At 55.3% G+C, this 25,600-nt stretch carries 20 protein-coding genes; 6 read left to right on the top strand and 14 right to left on the bottom strand.

Going from position 1 to position 25,600, the window contains the following annotated elements; all coding sequences use genetic code 11:
* Positions 1 to 55: 55 nt before the first annotated feature.
* The 4 genes from FLT43_RS25065 to FLT43_RS25040 form a co-directional block, all read right to left on the bottom strand.
* Positions 56 to 916 (bottom strand): carbohydrate ABC transporter permease, encoded by an 861-nt coding sequence (locus tag FLT43_RS25065; protein ID WP_087441554.1) that lies wholly within the window; start codon positions 914 to 916, stop codon positions 56 to 58.
* A 14-nt stretch (positions 917 to 930) separates the two neighbouring features.
* Positions 931 to 1,851, bottom strand: coding sequence for an ABC transporter permease (locus FLT43_RS25060; protein WP_087441555.1), 921 nt, complete (start codon positions 1,849 to 1,851; stop codon positions 931 to 933).
* A gap of 188 nt (positions 1,852 to 2,039) precedes the next feature.
* Positions 2,040 to 4,478 carry a helix-turn-helix domain-containing protein gene (locus tag FLT43_RS25055; protein WP_244194113.1) on the bottom strand — a complete coding sequence of 813 codons (2,439 nt, stop codon included), beginning with the start codon at positions 4,476 to 4,478 and terminating at the stop codon, positions 2,040 to 2,042.
* A 1,003-nt stretch (positions 4,479 to 5,481) separates the two neighbouring features.
* Positions 5,482 to 6,048, bottom strand: coding sequence for a GbsR/MarR family transcriptional regulator (locus FLT43_RS25040; RefSeq protein WP_087441556.1), 567 nt, complete (start codon positions 6,046 to 6,048; stop codon positions 5,482 to 5,484).
* A gap of 359 nt (positions 6,049 to 6,407) precedes the next feature.
* On the opposite strand from FLT43_RS25040, the gene FLT43_RS25035 reads away from it, so the two are divergent.
* Genes FLT43_RS25035 through FLT43_RS25025 form a run of 3 tightly spaced genes read left to right on the top strand, consistent with a single transcriptional unit; the run spans position 6,408 to position 9,440 of the window.
* Positions 6,408 to 7,679, top strand: coding sequence for a quaternary amine ABC transporter ATP-binding protein (locus FLT43_RS25035; RefSeq protein WP_087441557.1), 1,272 nt, complete (start codon positions 6,408 to 6,410; stop codon positions 7,677 to 7,679).
* The gene (locus FLT43_RS25030) at positions 7,660 to 8,499 is read left to right on the top strand and encodes an ABC transporter permease (protein WP_087441558.1); all 840 of its coding nucleotides are present in this window, start codon (positions 7,660 to 7,662) and stop codon (positions 8,497 to 8,499) included. Before FLT43_RS25035 ends, FLT43_RS25030 begins: the two co-directional genes overlap by 20 nt.
* Before the next feature lie 5 nt (positions 8,500 to 8,504).
* Positions 8,505 to 9,440: a glycine betaine ABC transporter substrate-binding protein gene (locus FLT43_RS25025; protein WP_164776368.1), complete on the top strand. Its 936-nt coding sequence runs from the start codon at positions 8,505 to 8,507 to the stop codon at positions 9,438 to 9,440.
* A 115-nt stretch (positions 9,441 to 9,555) separates the two neighbouring features.
* On the opposite strand, the gene pcp is transcribed toward FLT43_RS25025, so the two are convergent.
* Positions 9,556 to 10,212 carry a pyroglutamyl-peptidase I gene (pcp, locus tag FLT43_RS25020; protein ID WP_087441559.1) on the bottom strand — a complete coding sequence of 219 codons (657 nt, stop codon included), beginning with the start codon at positions 10,210 to 10,212 and terminating at the stop codon, positions 9,556 to 9,558.
* A gap of 116 nt (positions 10,213 to 10,328) precedes the next feature.
* On the opposite strand from pcp, the gene FLT43_RS25015 reads away from it, so the two are divergent.
* The 3 genes from FLT43_RS25015 (at position 10,329) to FLT43_RS25005 (ending at position 15,316) form a co-directional block, all read left to right on the top strand.
* Positions 10,329 to 10,772: a DUF441 domain-containing protein gene (locus FLT43_RS25015; RefSeq protein ID WP_087441678.1), complete on the top strand. Its 444-nt coding sequence runs from the start codon at positions 10,329 to 10,331 to the stop codon at positions 10,770 to 10,772.
* Between the two features lie 636 nt (positions 10,773 to 11,408).
* A complete protein-coding gene (locus FLT43_RS25010) occupies positions 11,409 to 13,145 on the top strand; it encodes an ABC transporter ATP-binding protein (RefSeq protein WP_087441560.1) in 1,737 nt (578 codons plus the stop codon).
* Positions 13,146 to 13,201: 56 nt separating this feature from the next.
* A complete protein-coding gene (locus FLT43_RS25005; protein WP_087441561.1) occupies positions 13,202 to 15,316 on the top strand; it encodes an ABC transporter ATP-binding protein in 2,115 nt (704 codons plus the stop codon).
* A 63-nt stretch (positions 15,317 to 15,379) separates the two neighbouring features.
* On the opposite strand, the gene FLT43_RS25000 is transcribed toward FLT43_RS25005, so the two are convergent.
* From FLT43_RS25000 to FLT43_RS24965, 9 genes are all read right to left on the bottom strand, one after another.
* Positions 15,380 to 15,565, bottom strand: coding sequence for a DUF2524 domain-containing protein (locus FLT43_RS25000; RefSeq protein WP_087441562.1), 186 nt, complete (start codon positions 15,563 to 15,565; stop codon positions 15,380 to 15,382).
* 176 nt (positions 15,566 to 15,741) lie between these two features.
* Positions 15,742 to 15,870 (bottom strand): hypothetical protein, encoded by a 129-nt coding sequence (locus FLT43_RS30600; RefSeq protein ID WP_255321578.1) that lies wholly within the window; start codon positions 15,868 to 15,870, stop codon positions 15,742 to 15,744.
* A gap of 67 nt (positions 15,871 to 15,937) precedes the next feature.
* Positions 15,938 to 17,707, bottom strand: a complete 1,770-nt coding sequence (locus FLT43_RS24995) for a methyl-accepting chemotaxis protein (protein ID WP_087441564.1) — start codon at positions 17,705 to 17,707, stop codon at positions 15,938 to 15,940.
* 100 nt (positions 17,708 to 17,807) lie between these two features.
* A complete protein-coding gene (locus FLT43_RS24990; RefSeq protein ID WP_087441565.1) occupies positions 17,808 to 18,605 on the bottom strand; it encodes an ABC transporter ATP-binding protein in 798 nt (265 codons plus the stop codon).
* Positions 18,580 to 19,515, bottom strand: coding sequence for an ABC transporter permease (locus FLT43_RS24985; protein WP_244194114.1), 936 nt, complete (start codon positions 19,513 to 19,515; stop codon positions 18,580 to 18,582). The genes FLT43_RS24990 and FLT43_RS24985 overlap by 26 nt, the downstream gene beginning before the upstream one ends.
* 42 nt (positions 19,516 to 19,557) lie before the next feature.
* Complete coding sequence (locus FLT43_RS24980) at positions 19,558 to 20,592, bottom strand: ABC transporter substrate-binding protein (RefSeq protein ID WP_087441566.1); 1,035 nt, start codon at positions 20,590 to 20,592, stop codon at positions 19,558 to 19,560.
* Between the two features lie 421 nt (positions 20,593 to 21,013).
* Complete coding sequence (locus tag FLT43_RS24975; protein WP_087441567.1) at positions 21,014 to 22,447, bottom strand: NAD-dependent malic enzyme; 1,434 nt, start codon at positions 22,445 to 22,447, stop codon at positions 21,014 to 21,016.
* Between the two features lie 354 nt (positions 22,448 to 22,801).
* Positions 22,802 to 23,713 carry a hypothetical protein gene (locus tag FLT43_RS24970; RefSeq protein WP_087441569.1) on the bottom strand — a complete coding sequence of 304 codons (912 nt, stop codon included), beginning with the start codon at positions 23,711 to 23,713 and terminating at the stop codon, positions 22,802 to 22,804.
* A gap of 190 nt (positions 23,714 to 23,903) precedes the next feature.
* Entirely contained in the window at positions 23,904 to 25,592 is a 1,689-nt protein-coding gene (locus tag FLT43_RS24965; protein ID WP_087441570.1) for a UDP-glucose--hexose-1-phosphate uridylyltransferase, read from the bottom strand.
* Positions 25,593 to 25,600: the final 8 nt, after the last annotated feature.

Below are 25,600 nucleotides of genomic sequence, written 5' to 3'. Positions count from 1 at the left end.
GGAACGGCCAGATCTGTCCAGCCCTTAATGCCGCCAATCATGCTGTCCTGCACAATCAACCCTTAATGCCGCCAATCATGCTGCCCTGCACAAAATATTTCTGGATAAACGGATATACGCACAGAATCGGCAACGTAGCGATGATGATCATCGCGTACTTGAGCGTCTCCAGATGATTCATATCCCCTTCCCCTTGCACGGTCGTTCCGGCAATGAGAATATTCCGGAGCATAATCTGCAGCGGGTACATGCTCCTGTCATTCAGATAGATCAGCGCGTCGAAGAACGCGTTCCACTGGTTCACGGCGGTGAACAAGCCGATGGTGACCATGACCGGCATCGACAGCGGCAGCACGATCCGCAGCAGCACCTGCAGGGAATTGCAGCCGTCAATCGTGGCGGCGTCCTCCAGCTCTTCGGGCAGCGCCTCGAAGAACGTCCGCATGATGAACAAGTACCACGTCGAGATGAGAGACGGAAGCACGATCGCCCAGATCGTATCGAGCATGCCCAGCTTTTGCACGACCAGGAACGTCGGAATCATCCCCCCGCTGAACAGGAGCGTGAAGGCGGCCAACAGCAGAATCGTCCGCCGGCCCGGCAGCCATTTTTTCGATAGCGGAAAGGCCATGGCCGCCGTCACGATAAGCGTAAGCGCCACATGCAGCACGGTGTAGCGGATCGTGTTCCAATAGCTGATCCACAGATCAGGATTGGTGATCAGCCGCTCATACGCCACCAGCGTCACCTGCTTCGGGAACAGGAGCACCTCTCCGCTGGCCACCAGCGCGTTGTCGGAGATCGAAGCCGAGAACACATAGACCATCGGATACATCATCATCATGACCAGCAGAATCATCAGCATGATGTTGATGGCGTCGAAGATCCGGGAACCTAGACTGGCTCTGATTTTCACGAAATCCCCCCCTCCTACCACAGACTCGTCTCGGAATATTTGCGGACGATCCGGTTCGCCGTCACGACCAGAATGAGCCCAATCACGGACTGGAACAGCCCGACGGCCGTCGCGAAGCTGAAATCGGCATCAAGAATTCCCCGACGGTAGACAAAGGTATTAATGACATCCGATGTCTCATAGTTCATGGAGTTGTACAGCAGCAGAATCTTCTGGAATCCCGTCTCCATAAAATGGCCGAGCGTCAGCACGAACAAAATGATCATGACCGGCAGCATGCCGACCAGCGTAATATGCCGGATTTGCTGGAACCGGTTCGCTCCGTCCATTTTGGCCGCTTCATAAAGCGTAGGATCAATGCCGGCGATCGCAGCCAGATACAGAATCGTGCCCCAGCCTATCTTCTGCCAGATCTCGGAGCCGACATAGATCGTCCGGAACCATTCGGGCAGACCGAGGAACATAATTGGCTCCATCCCGAACACCTTCACGAGCAGGTGATTGACCACCCCGGTCGTCGGCGACAAAAAGGTAACGAGAATACCCGCGATAACGACGGTAGAGAGAAAGTGAGGCATATAGCTGACACTTTGGACAAACCCTTTGAACCATTTGTTGCGCAGCTCATGGAACAAAATGGCCAAAATAATCGGAGACGGAAAATGAAACAGCAGATCGTACACATTCAGCATGATCGTGTTCCGAATCAGCTTCCAGGAGTCCGGCGTGACGTAGAAAAATTCAATGAAATGCTTCAGCCCCACGAACTTGCTGCCGATAATCCCCTTGCCGATAGAGAAATCCTGAAAAGCGATAATGATGCCGTACATGGGCACATACTTGAAGATAATGTAGTATAAAATCCCCGGAAGCATCAGCAGGTAGAGCACTTTATGCTTCTTGACGAGATGCCAGAATCGGGCTTTCTTCGTCATGGCCTCCCTCCTTTTAAGTAAGCGCTTGCAAAAAAGCGATGGCCTAACTATAAGGAACCGGACCCGCCGCCGTAAAGCGCCCGTATTTGTATCGGGGTTCATTTTCCCGGATGCCGCGCCAGTTGGGCTTTCCACGTTCTTTTGCGCAAAAAAAGAGACTCCGGAAAAAAAGGAGTCCCGCTTGCGTGTTACTGATGGAGCGCCCGGTACTTTGCCGGGGTAATGCCTTCATATTTACGGAACACGCGGATGAACGAGTTCCGGCCCCAGTAGCCGACTTTGGCGGCGATGTCGTCAATTTTCAGATCCGTTTGCAGGAGCAGCTCTTTCGCTTTGGCTAACCGATGTTTCGCAATATACTCCACATACTTCTCCCCGACTTCCTCCTTAAAAATGCGGCTAAAATGGCCGGCCGACATGTTCATCGTCGTAGCGAACTGCTCGATCGATAATTCTTCATCATAATGGTCATGAATGTAGGCCAAAATATCGTTCAACTTGCGGGATCGTTCATCCGGCCGGGCCGACTCGAACAGCAGTCCGTGGAACTCCCGGAAGCAGCGCTTGACCTCTTCCACCGTCATGCAGGCATTCACTCTCTCGAACCATCCCGCATAAAAAGGCACATTGAAATCTTTGCGCTCCGTCTCTACGGCACGCACCCATGTATTCAAAATATCCGTGCACAAAAATTTGATCTGACTGGCCGTAGCGTGTTGGCAGACGCCTTCCTCCACCAACTCATAGGCCGATTGCAGCAGCCTGTCATATTCCCGTGTTTTGTACTGGTTCAGAATCCGGTTCACTTCCTGTACACTCAAAAACGTATCGAACGGGGGCGCATCCCACGAGCTTTGTCCGCTGCATATTTCCACATCGGCATACAGCCCCCGGCGCTGCAGCATCGAGACCGCATGCTCATAAGACAGATGCAGCTCCTCCATCCCGTGCACCGTGCTCCCGATGCCGATCGTGGCTTTGAAATAGCTGGCATACAACTGGAGAGCCACCTTAATAATGTTCGCATCCTCCTCCGGGCTCAGGTTCAGGAGCGGATCCTTGTGAATGACGCAGGCCAACAGATCGGGCTTCATCTGACAGATCCACGTCGTTGAAGGCACGAGCTGCATCATGCGCTCCTTCAGTTCCGCCATCAGAAATGATTTGGATGTCTCCGACAGCGGTCCATATACCCCCGGATCGAAATGCAAGGCAATGACGAGCACGGTCCGCGCCGCTTTTTTCGCATAGGGGAAATCAATTTCTGTGGCATACGTCTCGATGGACAGAGCGTCTCTATACTCGCCTTGCACAATTTTCGTGACAAAATACTCCTGCACAATCGGGAGCATCCCGCTCACCCTTTGGGACAGCTCTTTATTTTCCGAGATGATGAGCCGGGAATAGCGCTTGATCACATCATAATCGTTCCCCTCGCCTAACTGCAGCGATTCAGTCGCCCGGTGGGATTTCAGACCTTCCTTAATCTCCGCGATAGGCTGGTAAATCCGCCGGCTGAAATAGTACGAGACGAAGCTTCCCACAACAGCAAAAAAAGCAAGGAAGATCCAGCTAATGAGGCGCGTCATATGAGCAGGCTTCATCAGAGTAGGCAGATCCACGAGACTCAAGTAATAGGAAGAATCGTCGAACCGGGATTTCACCAAGGAAATGGCCTTGTCCTCCGCAATCAGAAAATGGGATGTTCCGGCCGTCGACGGCATCGGAAGGTGGCGGATCCCGTCCGTAACAAGCCCGTTCTGGCTAAGGATATCTCCCCCGCTCCCCAGGATCGCAGTACCGGCAACCCAATTCTCGCGGATATGAATCAGGTCTTTCAGTTTGTCCCTATTCACATCCACGACCAGATATACATCGGGAAGCGGCGTATTGAAGGGGTAGCTCATCAGGGCCGACAAGCTGCTGTTGCTGCTGTTGCTGCCGTTACTGCCGTTGTTGCCGTTGTTGCTATTGCTGCTGTTGTTGCCGTTGTTGCCGTTGTTGCCGTTGTTGCCGTTGTTGCCGTTGTTGCCGTTGTTGCCGTTGTTGCCGTTGTTGCCGTTGCTGCCGTTGCTGCTATTGCTGCCGTTTCTGCTGCCCGGTATCGTAAACTCCATCATTTTTTTATTAGTAAACTGGGCCAAATAAGCCGTCTTCTCCGCCTCATTCATCGGATAGCGGAAATCGAAATAATACGCCTTATCCGTGTACGTATCTGCGTCAATGACCAAATCATGATGAACAAAATACAAATATGCTCTCGTCACCAGTTCGTCGGACTGAAGCTTAATTAACTGCTCCCGCAGAGAGTGAATCAGCTCCATGCGCCGCTGGCTGTCCCAGGAATCATCCTCCGCCTCTTTCAACAGACTCCGGATATTGGAGGTGCTGAGCATATTGATCATATTCGTTTTCAAGGCATTCAGGGCGGTGTCCGTCTGTTCGGAAAAATGACTCAAGACAACGTTATTCAGCTTCTGCGCATCCTTCTCAATCAGAGATACGATCAGGAAGTGGGCCAACAAGCAGGCGACAATGACAGGAATGAGAATGATGACGAAGTAGTTGGCAAAATGCCGCCAAAACAAAGCGATTTGAAAAGAACGAGGCTTGCGAATCGGGTTCATGGCCGCCTACCCCCTAGATCTTCATCGTTATACGAAGGGAACAGAGGAGGAAGGTCAAGACCAAGCAGGAACCCCTTCGTTAGATGTATTATACATCACATCTCCCCCTCCAACCGGGTTCATACCAATTTCCTCTCAACCGCTCCGTGAGTTCAGGTCAAACCATATCCTTTCATGTCCTTATGCTCAATATCCCGTCTGGTCAGGGTAGCTCGCTCCACTTTTTGTGCCTTATGCCCAATATCCCGTCTGGTCAGGGCGGGTCCGCTTCTCTTTGTGCCTTATCCTCAATATCCCGTCTGGTCAGGGCGGGTCCGCTTCTCTTTGTGCCTTATCCTCAATATCCCGTCTGGTCAGGGCGGTCCGCTTCTCTTTGTGCCTTATCCTCAATATCCCATCTGGTCAGGGCGGTCCGCTTCTCTTTGTGCCTTATGCCCAATATCCCGTCTGGTCAGGGCGGTCCGCTTCTCTTTGTGCCTTATCCTCAATATCCCATCTGGTCAGGGCGGTCCGCTTCTCTTTGTGCCTTATCCTCAATATCCCATCTGGTCAGGGCGGTCCGCTTCTCTTTGTGCCTTATCCTCAATATCCCATCTGGTCAGACGGACAGCTCCACTTTTGCGCCCTATGCCAATATGCCGACCGCTCAGGGGCAGACAACTCCACTTTTGTGCCTTATTCTCAATATCCCACCTGCTCAGGCCGTCAGCTTTATCTACTTACTCTACCCGCCATCGGGATACCGATCAAAAGCGGGAACGAGGATACTCCACTTTCCTGTGCGACGGGGATACCAGCTATATGTACGGACGAAGATACTTCACTTTCCTGTACGACGGGGATATCGACTATATCCACGTACGAGACGGGGATAGCGACCACAAGCGCGAACGAGGACACCCAACTCTCCTAAGCCATGGGGATAGCGATCATAAGAAACAAAGAGGAGCTTATTCATAAAAAAAAGACGGCTTGGGGCCGTCTTTTGGAGCGAACATTATGTTTATTCAGGAGTTCCCGGCTTCGGGACAAAGTGAAAAATTTCGCCGCTCTCCAGTGCATCTATTAATTGATCCAGCCAGTGGTAATACTGCTCCGCTTCCCGCATCTTGGCAATGTCCGCCTGAACGATGCCGCTCAGCGTCTCGTCCTCGCTATTCGCTGCGAGCAGGTTCTCCAGTTCTCGCTTGGAACGCCGGATGGCGGATAAGTTCACTTCGATGGCCTTGCGCCACTTAATGCCGAAGTAATCGGCAAATGTCTGGTACCAGTCCGGCTCCACTTGATACAAGTCTTTCCGCGTGCCTTTGCCCCATACCTTGTGCACCATCTTCATATCCACCAGCGTACGGACCCCTGTGCTCATGCTCGTCTTACTCATTTCCATTTCCTTGCCCATCTCATCCAGCGTCATCGGATGATCGCTGAAAAATAGCAAACCGTACAAATGGCCTGTGGATTGAGTCATTCCGTATAGGTCCATATTTTGACCGATCGCTTCTATGACACGATTGCGAGCTTTTTCCACCGCCCCTTGTTGTTCCTGCGTCAACTGCGCGAACGTTGCCATGTGCTAATTCCTCCTGTGCCGAACCTGGCTGCTGCTAGTTATTCGACTCCTTTTGAATGATACCGTAGTCATTGATTATATAGTGGAAGATGAGGTCGACTCGGGACGGCTCGGGAATCCCGCATCTCCTAACGGTATAAGGCGTCATCGAACATTGTATGAGAGATGGATTCAAAAGTAAAGTACCGGATAGGTCAGCATTCTTTAGGAAAGATGAGCATATGACAGCATAAGTTTGTACAGTTTTTACTGAACGTAATTTACAAACAGTTTTAAAGGTTGTTATTGAAAATTTTCAAAGGTTACAATAGAAAGCGTTGGAAAAACGAATTCGGGCAAGACCAAGAGAGGTGAAACGATTGTCTATCATTAAAGTCAACGGAGTGACCAAAATCTTCGGTCCGCAAGCGCAACGCTCGCTCACTCTGCTGAAGCAAGGGTGGTCCCGGGAACGGCTCGCCACAGAAAAACAAGCGACTGTTGCCGTCAATCAGGTCTCTTTCTCCGTCGAGCCAGGCGAAATCTTCGTTATCATGGGCCTCTCCGGCAGCGGAAAGTCCACGCTGGTGCGAATGCTGAATCGTCTTATCGAACCGACGGACGGAGACATCTGGTTGAAAGATCGGAACATCTCCAAGCTAAGCGAGTCGGAGTTGCGGGAAGTTCGCCGCAAGACGATCGGCATGGTGTTCCAGAAGTTCGCACTCTTCCCTCATCGCACCGTCCTCGACAATGCCGCATACGGCCTCGAAATTCAAGGAATGACGAAGGAAGAACGCTACCGCAAAGCGCGGGAAGCTCTCGGATTGGTCGGACTCGACGGCTGGGAGCAGAAATATCCTGACGAATTGAGCGGCGGCATGCAGCAGCGAGTCGGACTGGCCAGAGCGCTGGCTAATGATCCGGATGTTCTGCTGATGGACGAAGCATTCAGTGCTCTTGATCCGCTTATCCGGCGGGATATGCAGGACGAACTCCTCGCATTGCAGCAAAAAATGCATAAAACCATCATTTTTATTACCCATGATTTGGACGAAGCTCTCCGCATCGGAGATCGAATCGCGTTATTAAAAGACGGGAAGCTGGTTCAAATCGGCACCCCGGAACAAATGCTGATGGATCCGGCAGACGAATACGTGGAGCGATTCGTTGAAGGAGTGGACTTATCGAAAGTGCTGACGGCAGCGCACATCATGCGCCGGCCGGAGACAGTATCCCTTGATCGGGGACCGCGCGTCGCCCTGCAGCTCATGCGGGATATCGGCATCTCAACCCTGTTCGTCGTGGGCAAAGATAAGTCTCTTCAAGGGGTCGTTACAGCCGAGCAGGCCAGTGAGGCGGCACGCGGCGGCAAGTCATTGCAGGAAGTCATGTTCACCGACGTCCCTGCCGTATCGCCGGATGTGGTGTTGAACGATCTGTTCGCATTGTCAGGCGAAGCCAAGCTTCCAATCGCTGTCGTCCAGCCGGATGGCAAGCTGATGGGTGCGATCGTGCGTGGAGCGGTTCTCGGCGCGCTGGCGGGCAATGTGCCAAATGGAACGAATGGAGCGAATGACACGACTGGAACGGATACTGCCGCTACAGACACGGAAGGGATGGTGATGTCGCATGCGACTGCCGATAGGTAATTGGGTTGAAGAGGGAGTGAATTGGCTCGGAACGAATGCCGATGGATTCTTCCAATTTCTGTCCAAAGTAATCGAACGCAGCGTAGAGAGCATCACCGATCTGCTCACCTGGCCGTCTGCCTACATTTTCATTGCGATCTTCACCGTGCTCGCATTTCTGATCGGACGCTGGTCCTTGTCCTTATTGACCTTGATCGGACTGTTCATCATCGAAGCGCTCGGCTATTGGGAGCCGACGATGAGCACGCTGGCCCTCGTCATCGTATCGACATTATTGTCTATCGTGATCGGCATTCCGCTTGGCATTGCCTGCGGCCGTTCGGACAACGTATCCCGGATTGTGCGGCCGGTGCTCGACTTCATGCAGACGATGCCCGCCTTTGTCTATTTGCTTCCGGCCGTATTTCTGTTCGGACTCGGCATCGTGCCTGGCGTCATTGCATCCGTCATTTTCGCCGTGCCGCCGACGATCCGGTTGACCGAGCTTGGCATCCGCCAAGTGCCTGAAGACATGATGGAGGCCGCTTCCGCCTTCGGCTCCACGCCGATGCAGACCTTGTGGAAGGTGCAGCTTCCGGTCGCCATGCCAACCTTGATGGCCGGCGTGAACCAGACGATTATGCTGTCGCTGTCCATGGTCGTTATCGCCTCCATGATCGGCGCCCAAGGGATTGGAGCCGAAGTCTATCGTTCCGTTACCCAGCTGAAGATCGGCCAGGGCTTCGAGGCTGGCCTCGCTGTCGTGCTGCTGGCTATTATTTTGGACCGGTTCTCTCAGCATAGTTTCAAAAAAAATAAATCAAAAAAACAAGGAGCGTGATGTGCATGAAGCATAATCGAACGAGACGTTGGATGTTGTTGGGACTTATCGCGATGATCGGATGGACGCTGGCAGGCTGTTCCGGTTCCTCCAGCCCATCTGGAGGAGCGGATAGCGACGGGGCTTCCTCCGGTGACAGCCAGTCGGCAAGCGTAGGCGCGTCCGTCGATTACAAGATCGTCGGCATCGACGCCGGTGCGGGGATTATGCAGGCGACAGAGCAAGCGATCCAGGAATACGGCCTCGACAAATGGAAGCTCATCGAGGGCTCCGGCGCCGCCATGACCGCTGCCTTGGATAAAGCGATCAAGAAGCAGGAGCCAATTATTATTACAGGCTGGACGCCGCATTGGAAATTCGCCAAATACGATCTGAAATATTTAGAGGATCCGAAAGGGGTCTACGGCGGAGATGAGCAGATCCATACGATTGCTCGCAAAGGATTAAAGGAAGACGATCCGAACGCGCATAAGGTGCTCGACCAGTTCGAATGGACGGCAGATGATATGGCGCAGGTGATGGTTGCCGTTCATGACGGCAAAAACCCGGAAGAAGCCGCCAAAGAATGGGTCGATGCGAATGCGGACAAGGCTGACAAGTGGATCGAAGGCGCACAACCTGCAGACGGCAAAAAGCTGAAGCTGGGCTATGTGGCCTGGGATTCGGAAATTGCGAGCACGAACGTCATCGCGTACGTGCTGCAGGAGAAGCTCGGCTATAAGGTCGATCTGCTCCAGGTCGAAGCCGGCCCGATGTGGACGGGTGTCGCCAACGGGGATGTCGATGCGATTGTGGCTGCCTGGCTCCCAACGACGCACAAAGACTATTACGACAAATTCAAGGATCAAATCGATGATCTCGGTCCGAACCTGGACGGCACCAAAATCGGTCTTGTCGTTCCAGCATATATGGACATCAACTCCATCGAAGATCTGAAATAAAGAAAGGGGCCCGAGCGGGCCCCTTTTAGCTTGCCTATTCCCTCAACGAGACATGCGTCCCTATTCCGTCAACGTGCGGAGATGCGAGGTGTGCAGCTTCGCTTCCCTTACGGGCTCAGCCGTGCAAAGTCCCGGCGCTGCTCCCCCGCTCCTCCTCCGCATCCGCGTAAATGATAACGGTTCGCAGCGCTTGCACGATCGCCTCCAGCGACATGCTCGGCTTGCCCGCATAAGTCGCTGCCTGTTGCGGCAAAAATGGAATATGGATAAATCCTGCCGGGATGCGCCCCGCCTCCTGCCGGGCGGCCAGCTCATGCATCAGCGTATAGAAGATGGCGTTGCAGACGAACGTCCCGGCTGTATACGACACCGAGCACGGGATTCCTGTTTCCAGCACGGCGCGCCGTAAGGCCTTCACCGGCAGCGTCGTCCAATAGGCGGCAGGACCTCCCGGCACGACCTCGTCATCCGTCGGCTGATCGCCGTCATTGTCCGCAATGCGGGCATCCGCCAAATTGATCGCTACCCGCTCCAGCGTGATGTCCGGTCGGCCGCCGGCTTGTCCGACACAGATGACGGCGGCGGGATTGCAGCCGGCCATCGCTTCGCGCAGCGTCGTCCCGGCCCGCGCGAACGAAGTCGGCAACTGCGCCGCCTGCACCCGATACCGTCCCAACGCCGCGCCGTCGAGCGCGCGCACCGCCTCCCAGGACGGATTGATCGACTCGCCTCCGAACGGATCGAAGCCGGTCAGCAATAATGTGTTACTCATAACCTCCACCTCCGATGGCGTGCTTCATTTTCAAGTTGGTATAAATATGCTATCCTTGTGCTGTCTGAAAGAGGTCGTCACATGAACTGAAAGGAGCTGCGATTCTAATGGCGCAAATCGATATTTCTTCGCTTATTTTATTGGGGCTGGCCGGACTGGGCATCATCAGCGGCAACTCCACCGTCACGATCGCGATGGTCATCCTGCTGCTGCTGCGCGTCACCCATCTGCAGAGCCTGTTCCCCTGGATAGAGAAATATGGCCTCACGATCGGAATTATCATTCTTACCGTCGGGGTTATGGCCCCAATCGCCAGCGGATCCATGTCCATGGAAACGATTCTGCAATCGTTCCTGCATTGGAAGTCGCTCCTGGCCGTCGCGGTCGGGATGCTGGTGGCCTACCTGGGCGGCCGTGGCGCGCATCTGATGACGCAATCGCCAACCGTCGTCGCCGGACTGCTCATCGGGACCGTGCTCGGCGTCGCACTGTTCCGCGGCGTCCCGGTCGGGCCGCTGATCGCGGCGGGCATTTTGTCGCTGCTGCTGGGCCGCTCCTGAAGAGACCTGGCACGGCCGATCCACCGTTCCCGGATGACCGTTCGGACGCTCTGGTCCGTACCACGGGAATCGTCTGTCCCTCCTTGACCGGATGAGATATCGTCCGCTTGCTTCGCCACCATCCATCATACGACGAAAGCGGACGATCCGGCAATGGTGAGGGCTCCGGGACGTACACGAATACGGCACGCAGCCGTTCATTTCAAAATAATGGTTGACAATGCCGGAAGCTCGATGCTAGAATCTACAATCAGATAAGGTAGCGCGGTGATGCGCTCGGCCTATCCATACTACTTCAGAAAGGCAGGTAAATCCAATGCGTAATACAATTGTTATGGCGCACGCGGCGCATGCGGCGCGGACTCGAACTTCATATCGCAGGAGCCCTGCCGGAAGCTGCGCCCCTCCTTGCTGAGGAGAAGAGCGCAATTCTGAAGCGGGAAGCGCGGCGAAGTGATCCGATCACTCGCTGTCCCTTCGAACTTGCCGATAATGTGCAAGCCGATTCCGCTTCCCTGTACATGCGGGCGCCACGTCGCTCGTACATATCGCCTTACGCAACCCAAGGTATATCGTTCACGAACGGTATACCTTTTTTGTTTTCCCATTTTGCAAAAGAGACAAGGAAGTGACAAGATGCTATCGGTTTTATTCAAGCTCGGCTGGTTCTTCAAAGAACATAAGACGAGGTATATTGTAGGTGTCGTGATGCTGATCGTAGTCGGCATCATCGAGCTCGTCCCCCCTCGCATCCTGGGGCAAGCCATCGATGACATCGTCCGGGGGGCCATTACATGGGACAGATTGACGTTCTATCTCCTCCTCATACTGGGCACGATGGTCGTCATTTACGCCATCACGTATGTGTGGATGTATCAAATATTCGGTGGAGCGAACCTGGTAGAGCGCAAGCTTCGCTCCAAGCTGATGCGTCATTTCCTCAAAATGACGCCGCCGTTCTTCGAGAAAAACCGCACCGGGGACCTGATGGCCCGGGCAACCAATGATCTCCGTTCCGTGTCGCAGACAGCCGGGTTCGGCATGCTCACCTTGACGGATTCGACTGCGTTCCTGCTCATCGTACTGTTCGCCATGTTCATGATTCAATGGAAGCTGACGCTGGCCGCGCTACTGCCGCTCCCGTTCATCGCCATCGCCATGAGTGTGTTCGGCAAAAAGATTCACGAACGCTACATGATCGCTCAAGATGCGTTCGGAGGCATGAACGATCAAGTGCTGGAGTCGGTCGGCGGCGTGCGGGTCATCCGCGCCTACGTGCAGGAGGGTTCGGATGAAGCCCGCTTCCGCGACATTACCCATGACGTCTATAACAAGAACCTTGCCGTCGCGAGGGTCGACGCCCTGTTCGATCCGACGATCCGGCTGTTCATCGGGCTGAGCTACGTAATCGGGCTCGGTTACGGCGCCTATCTGATTATTCATAACGAGCTCTCCCTCGGGGAGCTGCTCGCGTTCAATATGTACCTTGGCATGATGATCTGGCCGATGTTCGCCATCGGCAACCTGATTAACGTCATGCAGCGCGGCAATGCCTCGCTCGATCGGGTCAACGAAGTGCTGAACTATACGCCGGACGTACAGGACGGCGAGCATACGAAGGATGTCGCCGTGCCGGAGACGCTGACGTGGAGCGACTACAAGTTCCGCTACCCGACTTCGACGACAGACAACCTGAATCTCGGCGCCCTCACGCTTCGCAAGGGGCAGACGCTCGGCATCGTCGGCCGGACCGGAAGCGGCAAGTCGACCTTCGTCAAGCAGCTGCTGCGGGAATATCCGGTCGGAGAAGGCGGCTTCTGCATTAACGGCATCCCGGCGGAGCAGATTCCGATTGATCGGTTGCACAACTGGATCGGATATGTGCCACAGGAGCAGATTTTGTTCTCCAAGACTGTCAAGCAGAACATCTTATTCGGCCGCTCCGGGGCTGGTGATGAGGACGTGATGAACGCGATCGAGACCGCCTCCTTCACCCATGATGTGCCTACGCTTGTGCACGGGGTGGAGACATTGGTTGGCGAGCGGGGCGTCGCCCTGTCCGGAGGCCAGAAGCAGCGGGTCTCGCTGGCGCGGGCCTTCATCAAGGATCCGGAAATATTGATTCTCGATGATGCGCTCTCTGCCGTTGATGCGCGCACCGAAGCCAATATTATCAGCAACATACGCGAGCAGCGCTCAGGCAAGACGACCCTGATTACGACGCACCGGTTGTCGGCTATTGAGCATGCCGACTGGATCATCGTGCTCGATGACGGCAAGATCATCGAAGAAGGCACGCATGACGACTTGCTGAAGCAGGACGGCTGGTACAAGGAACAGTACGAGCGCCAGCAGCTGGAATCCGGGCTGTAGGCCCGGCTGCTCTATCCCTGCACACTGGCATTTACGATTACAGGAGGATTTCATATATGGAAGCAGAACAACAGACGGCGAACCCGAGACATGTCGGCAAGCGCCTGTGGCAATACGCCCTGCAGTTCAAAAAGAGCTTCATCATCGGTCTGCTTATGCTCACCGTGGCTGTCGCCGCCGAGCTGTCCGGGCCGTTCATTGCGAAAAATATAATAGATAAGCATATACTCGGCATCGAAAAGCCGTACTACGAGACATCCGCGGAAGCGAAGGGCGCCATTCTGTATGAAGGACGCCACTTCAAGCGGGAGGATCGCTTCGCGGAGGCAGAAGCGAAGGGAGAGCAGGTCCGCATTCTCCAGATCGGGACGGAGTTCGTCTTCGTGGATGGACCGATCCCTTCCGAGACGGGAGAGCGCCAGTTCGAGGACGGCATGCTGACGATCCGCGCCGGGTCGGATACCTGGTCCGTTCCGGCGTCGTCAATGAGCCTGAGCCAGCTGCTCACGTTCTACAAGCCGGAGATCGTTAGCATTATTCAAAATATGGCGCTTTATATCGGTCTGCTGCTGGTCAGCGTGGCGGCGAGCTATGGCCAGATTATGGGGCTCCAGACGGCGGCGAACCGGGTCATCCGCAAGCTGCGCGGCGATGTGTATGCCCATGTGCAGCGTCTGCCGATTCCGTACTTCGATAATTTGCCTGCCGGCAAAGTCGTCTCCCGGGTCACCAATGACACCGAAGCGGTCAAAGATCTGTTCTTGTCCGTGCTGGAAAGCTTCACGTCCGGGATCATTACGATTACCGGCATTTATGTCGCCTTATTCATTTTGGATGTGAAGCTTGCACTCATCTGCATGTTCATTTTGCCGCTTATCTATCTATGGGTTGTGCTGTACCGGAAATTCGCGACGAAATATAACAAAGTGATACGTTCGCGGCTCAGTTCTATCAATGCCATGATTAACGAATCCATCCAAGGGATTCCGGTCATTCGTTCCTTCCGCCGCCAGAAGGATACGATGAAGGAATTCGAGGAGCTGAACGAGGAGTACTTATCCTATCAGAACAAAATGCTCAATTTGAACGCATTCACGTCCCATAACCTGGTGAACGTGCTGCGGAATATCGCTTTCGCGGTCGTGCTCTGGTATTTTGGCGGAGCGTCGCTGAGCGCGAGCGGCGTCATCACCCTCGGCGTACTGTATGCTTTCGCCGATCTGCTGAACCGCCTCTTCCAGCCGATTACCGGCATGGTGAACCAATTAGCGAATCTCGACTCCTCCCTCGTGTCCGCAGGACGGGTATTCGAGCTGATGGACGAACCGGGCGAGCCGCTGGACGAAGGCTCGATGCCCCGGTACAAGGGACATGTCGAGTTCGATCGGGTCTCCTTCGCCTACAAGGAAGATTATGTGCTGCGCGACATCTACTTCGAGGCGAAGCCGGGCCAGACGGTGGCTCTCGTCGGCCATACCGGTTCCGGGAAGAGCTCCATTATGAATCTGCTGTTCCGGTTCTATGACCCGCAGCGCGGCGAGATTCGAATCGACGGCACGCCGACCACCTCGGTGCCGAAGCAATGGATTCGCGAGCATATGGGCATCGTGCTGCAGGATCCTTATCTGTTCACCGGAACGATTGCAAGCAACGTCAGCCTGAACGATCCGCGCATCACGCGAGAGATGGTAGAGCAAGCGCTGAACGCGGTGGGCGCCGATCGGGTGCTCAAGCATTTGCCGCAAGGAATCGACGAGCCGGTGATTGAAAAAGGAAGCACCTTGTCGGCCGGGCAGAGACAGTTGATTTCGTTCGCCCGAGCTCTCGCCTTCGAACCGGCGATACTGATTCTGGACGAGGCGACGGCCAATATCGATACAGAGACGGAAGCCCTCATTCAAGAAGCGCTGGAAGTGCTGAAGCGGGGACGGACGACCTTCATTATCGCGCACCGGCTGTCGACGATTCGAAGCGCCGATCTGATTCTCGTGCTGCATCGCGGCGAGATCGTCGAGCAAGGAACGCATGATGAATTGATGCGGCTGAAGGGCCGCTACTACAAGATGTACCAGCTGCAGCAAGGCTCCGGGGGGCCCGGTCAAGCTCCATCCGAGGCCCAGGCTGCGGCGCCGCAGAGCCAGACGGCCGCGGCCATCCCGTCAATGCCATAACTGATCCAACAGCAAGCGCCGCTATCCCTATAACGGGAAGCGGCGCTTCTATATACCTTATTTTTAACGAAGAGAGCATTTGTTTTTGATGAAATGAAGCTGATTCTCGACCCGATTTATGGCCTCTTGGAGTTCCTTCGATGAAGTCTCCGTGTGCGCTTGCCGCTTCAAAGACGCCAGCTCGGACTTGAGCCTCGGAACATCCTCCGCCGTCAAGGAACAATCATAGCTGCTGTCCAGATTATGCATCTTTATCCCTCCGCTGGCAAGCCGTTATTTCTTTTTGCCTTTTGCGTTGTTGGCGTCGGACGTCCGGGTCGTTGTATTTTGTCTGGAATGTCCCTGCTGCTTATGTGCCATAATGAACACTTCCTTCCTGTGCAAGATATGATGGAGATAAGTCCGGTTGGTTCGGGTTTGCCGTTCTATTTCGGAATGCGGTTCAGACTCGGCGCGCGCCCGGCTTGTTTATCCGGCCGCAGCGGCGTGATCTTTTCCATGATACGGGAACGGTTCTGCTGATGGTGAATACGCTCTGCTTTGTTATGCGGCATGCCGCTCACCTCCCGATCATTAGCTTGCCCCGGCACCTTCCCTTCCATCATACCCTGCGGCAGGTAATTACTGCTCCTTCACGTTCACCTTGAATTGCTCCAGCATCTTCTGCAAATCCCGGCTTAAGGAGAGCAGACTGTCCACGGAAGCCGATATCTCCTCGGTCAATGCCGACTGCTGCTCCGTCGTGGCCGCGACACGTGCCGTATGATCATTGGATTGCTCCGCAATATCGTTCAATTGGCGAATCAGTTCAAAGACTTCTTCGCAGGAGGCCGACATCTGCTGAGCGATGCTGCGGTATTCCTCCATGCGGGAGCTGGCTTGTCCAATCGAACCGGCGATAACCGTGAACGTCTCGTCCGCCGTCTTGACCGTTGCCATCCCTTTCTGGACGGCCTCCTGCTGATGCGCCGTTGCCCGTTCAGTCAGTTCGCGCTTCGTATGAATCACATCAATCAGCTGCATAATAGACTGTAGCGATTGCTTTGAATGCTCGGCCAATTTGCGGACTTCCGTCGCGACGACCTGGAAGCCGCGTCCATGCTCTCCGGCGCGGGACGCTTCAATCGAGGCATTCAGCGCCAGCAATTCCGTCTGCTTCACTGTATTCTGGATGAACACGACCGCGCCCGAAATCTGCTGGACCGCCTCCGTCCAAGCGGCGATAGCCTGATTCGTGTCGGCCGAAGCCGCTTCGATGCGCTCCATCTGCACGACCGTCTCATCGACAATGACACGGCCTTCGCCGGCCTGGGCGGCCGCTTCCCGCATCCATTCGGCAACTTGCTCCGAGGTGGTGGCGATCTGCTCCGCGCCGGCCGTAATCTCGCTCATGGCCGACTTGGTCTGCTCGGTGCTGTGCTGCTGCTCCAGCGATCCGTTCGCCACCTCGGACATGGCGCTCGCCACTTCCTGCGCGGCAATCGCCGTCTCCTCGGCGCCCCGCTGCAGCTCGAGCGATGAGGTGGAGACGTCCTTCGCCGCCCGCTGCACTTCCGCCAGCAGCCCGCTCAACCTCTCCGTCATCCGGTTGAACACATCGGCCAGCCGCCCGATCTCATCCTGCCGCTTCGAAGCGAGCTTCACGGTCAAGTCCCCGTTAGCCGCTTGTTCCGCCAGCTTGTGGATATCATTCAGCGGCTTCAAGCGGCGCTGCACATACACGGCCACCAGTAAGATGCCAATCAATCCGATTATTCCTCCGATGACAATGGCTTCGACCAAGAAGCCTATCAACGTTCCTTTGATGATGGAATAATCATAATCGGTAACCAAGTAGGCCATGCTATGGCCAAGATCGTCTCTAATCTCCGTTAAGCCGGTAATATAGACCGCATCGCCCATATCGAATTCATCGGTCATTATCGTATTGTCTTCTGTGGTCAGCTTAAGAAAGGCGTCCTGGATAGCCGCTGGCATGTCGTATGCCGTGTTCGGCTTGTACCCCAGCGACTCCAGGTTATCATTCGCTTGTAGAATACGGAAGGCTGGCGCTCCGTCCTTCGCCTCATTCTCCTTAATGATCAGAAAAGCATTAATAACGTCGTCGCCCGCGATCTTATTCATGCGGCCGCGCAGCATTCGGAAAAGCGAGTCTGTCATTTCCTCGTTGATCGGTTTGTTTTGGACCATGCTCGATGCCTGTTTGATCGCGCCCATCATGTCATCGAGCTTCATTTCTGCGATGAGCTCCTGCCGTTGATGCAGGAAATCCATATAGAGCGACTTCTCGCTGTAATACTCGCGGAAAATGAAAAGGCCGCTGATTGTCATAATCAATACAAACAATACAGCGATCATTCTCGGAATCATACTGCGATTGAACCAATTCATGACGTTCCCCTCTTTTCGACAATTTGTTCTTGTTGTCGTTTCTAAGAACCCTCATGGATTGTATCATATTTTTGGCATTTCGTGATGGAATTACAGGAAATTATCCTCCTAAAACAACGCGATCATCGACAAATTTCTCTCCGCGAATCCGTTCGAACTCCCGCAGCAGCTTATCTACCGTGAGCGACTGCTTGGATGCAGCCGGGACATCCAGCACGATGCTGCCTTTGTCCATCATGATGAGCCGGTTGCCCAGCCGGATCGCCTGCTCCATATTGTGGGTCACCATCAGGGTGGTTAGCGAATTCTCCCGCACGATCTCGTCCGTCAGGCGGGTAATCCATTCCGCCCGGGACGGATCGAGCGCCGCCGTATGCTCATCGAGCAGCAGAATGCTCGGCTTCGTGAAGGTGGCCATTAGCAGGCTCAACGCTTGCCGTTCGCCGCCCGAGAGCAGGCCGACCTTCGCGTTCAGCCGGTTCTCAAGCCCGATGCCCAGCCGGGACAGCTCTTCTGCGAACCATGCCTTGCGCTTCCGGTTCACCCCGGGTCTCAGCCCGCGGCCTCCCATCCGCTTCGCCGCAATGGCCAGATTCTCCTCGATGGTCATATCCGGAGCCGTGCCGGCCATCGGGTCCTGGAATACGCGGCCAATCCAGCGGCTGCGGCGATGCTCAGACATCAGCGTGACATCATGCTCTTCAATGTGAACCGTGCCGGCATCCGGGATCAGCATGCCGGAGATGATGTTCATCAGCGTCGATTTACCGGCACCGTTGCTTCCGATAACGGTCACGAAGTCTCCAGGATTCAGATGCAGCCGGATATCGGTAAGCGCCGCTTTCTCGTCAGGGGTATTCAGATTGAAATATTTACTGACCTGATTCACTTGCAGCATCGCTCTGTCCTCCTTTCGCCAATTGCATCGCCCGCTGGCGGCTCATTGTGCGCTGATTCGCGGAGCGCCGCATCTTCGGCACGGTTAGCGCCACAATGACGATGAGAGCGGTAAACAGCTTCAGATCCGTCGCATTCATTTGCAGCTGCAGCGCGATAGCGACGATAACCCGGTACAGCACGGCGCCCAGCAGCACCGCGAACGTCGCGCGGGCGATTGTGCGGTGGCCGAAAATCGCTTCCCCGATAATAACCGACGCCAGTCCGACGACAATCATCCCGACGCCCGATTGAATATCGGCGAAGCCCTGATACTGGGCGACCAGCGCGCCGGATAACGCGACGAGCGCGTTCGAAAGGCTGACCCCGGCGACAATCGTCGTATCGGTGTGCACGCCGAAGCTGCGAATCATGCGCGGATTGTTGCCGGTAGCGCGCAAGGATAGGCCGACCTCCGTCCGCAGGAACCAGTCCAGGGCCAGCTTCACCAGCACCGCGAACAGCCCCATGACGATCAGGAACAGGAAGCCTCCGGTAATCGGCGTAAGCAGCGTATCGCTGTTCATTAAGCCGATGTTCGCCTTGCCCATAATCCGCAAATTGATAGAGTGGAGGGCGATCATCATCAGAATGCCCGATAACAGCGGATTAATCTTCCCTTTCGTATGAATGATGCCGGTCATCATGCCGGCGAGCCCGCCGCCGAGGAAGGCCAGTGCCGTTCCTATCCAAGGCGAGATATCCGATGTAATGCACAGGGCCGCTATCGCTGCGCCTGTCGTGAAGCTTCCGTCTACGGTCAAGTCAGGGAAATCCAAAATGCGAAACGTCAAGTAGACGCCGAGCGCCATCAAGGCGTACAGCACGCCGAGCTCTACCGATTTTTGCATCGCCAGCATAAATCCGCTCACTATGACTCCTCCTCTTCTGTTTAGTCTTGTTCCTTCACTTCTCTATTCGAAGAGGTTGTCCGGCTTCACTTGCTTCTTCAGATCATCGGTTACGGCGAAGCCTTGCGCTTCCGCCGCCTTCACATTCAGCGCCAGATCAAGAGATTCCGGAATTTGCACCGGCGTGTCTTCCGGCTTCTTGCCGTTCTTCAGCATATCGACGGCCATTTTGCCGGTCGTGTAACCAAGATCGTAATATTCGAAGCCGAAGGAAGCGACACCGCCGTTCTTGACCGAATCCTTCTCCGCGACGAATAGCGGAATCTTATTCTCATTCGCCACGCCGACGACAGCCCCGAGGCCGCTTACAACCGTATTGTCGGACGGAACATAGATGGCCTGCACCTTGCCGATAAGCGATTCAGCCGCCTGCTTCACTTCCGAGCTGTTCGTCACGGGTGCCTTAACGGCCTTCAAGCCGAGAGCGGTCAACGCCTCTTCCGCCTTCTGCACGTTCACGACCGTGTTCTGTTCGCCTTCATTGGCCAAAATACCCACCGCCGTAACGCCATTCACCTGCTCCTTAATAAATTCCATCAAACGCGAGACGGCCTCCGGATGCAGATCCGTCGTCCCGGTTACATTTGCGCCCGGCTTCTCCATGCTCTGGACCAGACCGGCGCCGACCGGATCGGTCACTGCGGTGAACAGGACAGGCACGTCCTTCACTTCCTTCGCTGCAGCCTGGGAGACAGACGTGCCGATGCCCAGCACAAGATCGACCCCGCTCGTGGCGAACTTCTGCGCGATGGTCGCCGCGTTCGTATTATCGCCCTGGGCATTCTGATAATCGATGACCAGGTTGTCCCCTTCCGTATAGCCATTGTCCTTCAACGCTTGCACGAAGCCTTTGTACGCTTCATCGAGAGAGGCATGGTTCACGACCTGGGTCACCCCGATCTTCACCTTTTTCCCCGCGCTGCCCGTATCTCCTTGCTCTGCTGTGCCTTCCCCCGGCGCCTGATTTCCGCATGCGTTCAGCATCAGCAGCACCAATGCCAGCGCACATGCCAGCATGACATGACGTTTTGCTCTCATCTGTTCGATCCCCTCTCGTTTTGCTTGTTTACTTTCTTTGTTTTGCTCGTTCACTTTTTTCGTTTTGCTCGTTCACTTTTTTCGTTTTTGCGATTCGTCTTTCTTCGAAAAGAAAGTTCACCCATGGAATGCGTTTATGCGCTTGTCTGATATTTCGTTAACGTATAAACTGATTAGTGCATAGACTGTTTACTGCATAAAAGCGAGAAAACAGCAAAGTGCCTTAGGCATATTTTAACTGGTTATTCGCCGACGTCAATACTTTTCGCAAATAAAACGCGGTTGGAAACCATTTCATCGACTAGATCCAAAAAAGCCACCTTCTCCGTAAACGAAGAGAAGATGGCTGTCTGCCAGGCTTACAATCGCAGACGATCGGGCGAGGGAGGCTAGCTCACCGTCCACCAACATCTGTCAGCGGCTACTGCTTAACTGTATTTTCCCGATAATCGCGGCGGCGCGCCACGCCGTCCTCATAGGCGGCATTGACAACGGCGTCCCGTACCTTCGTCACGACAAGCGGGTTGAATACGCTCGGAATAATATACATTTCATTGAGTTCTTCTTCAGAGACGACCTCGGCAATCGCCTGAGCGGCCGCCAGCTTCATGTTATAAGTCACTTTGGATGCGCGGCAATCCAGCAGTCCGCGGAACAGGCCCGGGAAGCAGAGCACGTTGTTAATCTGGTTCGGATAATCGGAACGGCCCGTTGCAATGATGCGGGCAATATCCTCGATCTCGTCCGGATCGATCTCCGGCATCGGGTTCGCCATCGCGAAGATAATGGGATCTGCGTTCATCGTCTCCACATGCTCCCGCTTCAGCACGCCAGGACCCGAGACGCCGATGAACACATCCGCCCCTGTGATGACATCCTGAATGCCGCCCTCCTCTCCGTTCGGATTCGTCTTGGCGGCGTAGCCGTTCCATGCCTCGTTCTCGTACTGCACGCCGCGGACCAGCGCTCCGTGGCGATCGACGCCGATAATATTCTTCGCGCCTGCCGCGAGCAATATATCGGTGCAGGCCATGCCCGCCGCGCCGATCCCGCACAGGACGATTTTGCAATCCTCCAGCTTCTTGTTCACAATCTTCAGCGCATTAAGCAGACCGGCCAGCAGGACGACAGCGGTTCCATGCTGATCGTCATGGAAGACCGGAATATCGAGATTCTCCTTCAGCCGCTGTTCGATCTCGAAGCAGCGCGGCGCCGAGATGTCCTCCAGATTAATGCCGCCGAAGGCCGGGGCAATCGCCTGAATCGTCCGCACGATCTCATCCGTATCCTGCGTGTCCAGACAGATCGGGAACGCGTCGACGTTCGCCAATTGCTTGAACAGCATCGCCTTGCCTTCCATGACCGGCATCGCCGCCATCGGTCCGATATCGCCCAGACCGAGCACAGCGGTTCCATCGGAGACAACCGCCACGGTATCCCGTTTGATTGTCAGCGTGAACGCGCTGGACGGATCTTCATGGATGGCCATGCATACCCGCGCCACGCCCGGCGTATAGACCCGGGACAAGTCGTCGCGGTTCCGGATCGGGACCTTGGGCTGCATCTCGATTTTGCCCCCGAGGTGGAGCAGGAACGTCTGATCGGAGACGTTCACGACTTTCACGCCTTGCAGCTGCTTCAGACGCTTCACGACCCGATCGCCGACACTGCCGTCATATACATTGACTGTAATATCTCGGACTGTGGATACCGGCGTGCCGCGAATGACGTCGATGGCGACGATATCGCCGCCGCTCTCGCCAATGGCGGCGGCAATTTGCGCGAAGGTGCACACATTTTTGTCAATTTCCAAGCGAATAATAATGTTCGTACTGGATCCTAACGATTTAGCCATTCATCCACACTCCCTGAAAGTGCTGCGTTATTGGCGGGTTCTCGATACAGCTTGTCCCATCGGGCCCCGGCCAAGGCAAAGTCTTTGTTCCGCCCAGCCCGCCGGACAGCGCACCATCCCCCGGAACGTCCACAATCGGCTCCCATCGGCATCCCGCCGCATTGAGAGGGTTTTCCATTTTGACGTCCCTCTCTATTAATAACATAAACCCGCTCACTTGTGAAACCCTTTCCATCGGCGGACGCGAAATATCCGCTAGCCGTTCATAAATAGGCAAAAACCCTGCCCCGCAGCGGCTTTGAGTCGTGCAGGACAGGGCTTTCTTTTGGCAGAGACCCTAAGATTATGAAAAATTTAAGATTTCGATTCTATCAATTTCGTGTGGAGATATTGTTCGATATCCGTGCATGGCGCAAGCTTCCATATCTCCTTGTGAACGGCCTGTCCGCCAGGCGCCAACACTGCAAGCGGGCCCAGCGTCTCCAGCTCCAAAATTTTGTCGTTCGTATACAGCTCGAAGGAGCATCCGAAGTCGGGATAAACCGCTTCTTGCTGCGGTTCATAGCGTTTTTCGAACACGGTGCCGTTCACGGCATAGGCCGCCCAGCCTTCCTCGTTGTGTATGCCGAACTTGAATGCCCGCTCGATATCGGCGCATTGGCGGACCTGAATGACATCACCGCCCCAATCGACACGCTCGTCATTCATCTTCGTGTACGGCCACAGCGCGAAGTTCCGGTTCGGGAGAAATCCGGTCTCCCGCTTCGTCTGCGGCACATAGGCGGTTCCGCCCGGAGCCATGACAGACAGCGCCCACGGTGCCAGTTCAATCGGCCATGGTCCATGATTGACTATCCGGTGAATGACCTCAATCTGATCATCGCGGAATTGGATCTCGATTTCCTTGGCCGTCTGCGTCCACGGCTCCACGGGAGCGAGCAGCTTCACTCCGTGCCCGGTAAGGACATATTGAATCGGCTTATCATCCGGGCCATAGGTGCGCGGGTATACCTCCGGGCTCGCCCACAGCCGATGCCCGCCGCGCAGCTTCCAGCCTTCCCCGCCCAGCGCCGCGAATTCCTCGCCCTGTTGCTGAACCGCTCCTTCCGTATCCTCGAAAAAGACGTTCTCGCCGCCCATAAGGCTTAGATGCATAATCCGGATGCCGAAGCCGAGCGGAACGATAACGGTATACATCCCGTTCTCCAGCTTCAAGCTCTCTCCCCACCGCTCATGGGAAATGACGCCGATCTGCACTTGTGTCATCGATGGACCTCCTGGCCTGTTCTATATCTCGACTATATCTCTATATCACCGTACATCTCTATATCACCATACATCTCCATATCACCATACATCCCTATAGCAAATATATCTCTCTATGTCGCACATATCCGCACCTATTCCGGCACGCTTGGAAGCGCGTGCTCCGTTCCGGCCAGACGGCAGAGCCGTCTCAGCCCTGCGCCTTGAACCCAGCCTGCGCGAGGAAGCGGGCGCAAGCCTCGCGCCCCGCGCGATCCCGCTTGAAGACGCCGGCATGGCCAAGAATTTCTGCGAACTTGCAGCCGATATCATGGCGGATCACCCGGTTCGCTTCCGCTTCGTCCAGCCGGGTTCCATACCGGCCGACCAGCTCGTCAATCCATGCGGCATGCGGCTTGAGCGGATCCTGATCCGTCAAGCTTGCGCGCTCCGCCTCCCGATCTTCCCGCCCGGCCAGCAGCCTGGCAATCGCTCCGGTCTCCGCCAGCAGCCGTCCGGGAAGAATCGCCAATCCCATGACTTCAATCAGACCGATATTTTCTTTCTTGATATGATGAAGATGGCGATGCGGATGGAAAATGCCTTCCGGATGCGTCTCATCCGTCCGGTTATTGCGCAGTACGAGATCCATCTCATACCGCTCCCCCCGGCGGCGGACGATTGGCGTAACCGTATTATGCCGCGTCTGTCCGCCGGGGCCTTCCGTCCAGGCGAGGATCCCGGCTTGCTCATCACTGTAGCCTTGCCAGAACCGGTACAGATCGTCGGCAGTATTCAGCAGCGCTTCGCGATCGTCCGCCGTCAGGCGGAGAACGGACATCGGCCAGTCGACCACCCCGACGCGGACACCCGGATGCGCCGCATGAACATGCGCTTGTCCTGTCGGCGCCTTCTCGATCGGGAACGTATGCCGCCCCGCCTGGAAATGATCATGGCTCAGAATCGATCCGCCCACGATCGGAAGGTCGGCGTTCGAGCCGATGAAATAATGCGGGAACTGCTCGGTGAACGCCAGCAGCCGCGCGAACGTGTCCCGGGTCAGCTTCATCGGCACATGCTCTCTTCGGAACACGATGCTGTGCTCATTATAGTAAACATAAGGAGAGTATTGGAAAAACCATGCTTCACCGTTCAGTTCCAGCGGAATAATCCGCAAATTTTGGCGCGCCGGATGATTGACCCGGCCCGCATAGCCGACATTGTCCGCGCACAGCAGACATTTCGGATAATCGGCGGCCGCGGCCTGCCCGGCCTGAGCGATCTCCTGGGGCGTCTTCTCCGGCTTGGACAGGTTGATCGTCATCTCCATCTCGCCGAATTCGCTCGGATGCAGCCAATACTCATTTTTCCGAATGCGATCCATCCGTATATAATTGCTGTCCTTGTTCAAGGCATAGAAGTCGTCCGTCGCGGCGGCAATCCCCTGCTCGGCCCACAGCTTCCGGAACCGGGCCTCCGTCTCCGACGGGCGCGGCATAAGCAACCCCATCACCTTGGCGTCCAGCAGATCCCGCCAGGTCGTCGTATTGTCCGGCAGCAGTCCGCTTGCGGCCGCCATATCCAGCAGCGCCTCCAGCAGCTCCTGCGGTTCATCCGGAACACCGCTCCACTCCGGGGCCAAATATCCTTCACATGGCTCGTCTAACCGGAACAGCTCCAGCAACTGATTGCGCGCATACGTCATGTCCAACGTTCCGAGCATATTCCGGTTCCGCGCGTAGCGAACCAGCTTCTCGATCAGCTCCGCCATGCGCGCCGTATCCGTACGTTCTGCCGTTCGCCATCCATCCGGAAGCGTCGGCGCATCCGGCCGTAGTGCCGTGCGTCCTTCATCCAGTTGCTCCGATGCTGCCTTCCCTGCTCGTTGATCGTTCGCCATGATGTCCT

It is taken from the genome of Paenibacillus thiaminolyticus (genome assembly GCF_007066085.1).
Classification (GTDB): Bacteria; Bacillota; Bacilli; order Paenibacillales; family Paenibacillaceae; genus Paenibacillus_B; species Paenibacillus_B thiaminolyticus.
Note: the sequence above shows the minus strand (reverse complement) of the source record. Positions and strands in the feature narration are given on the sequence as shown.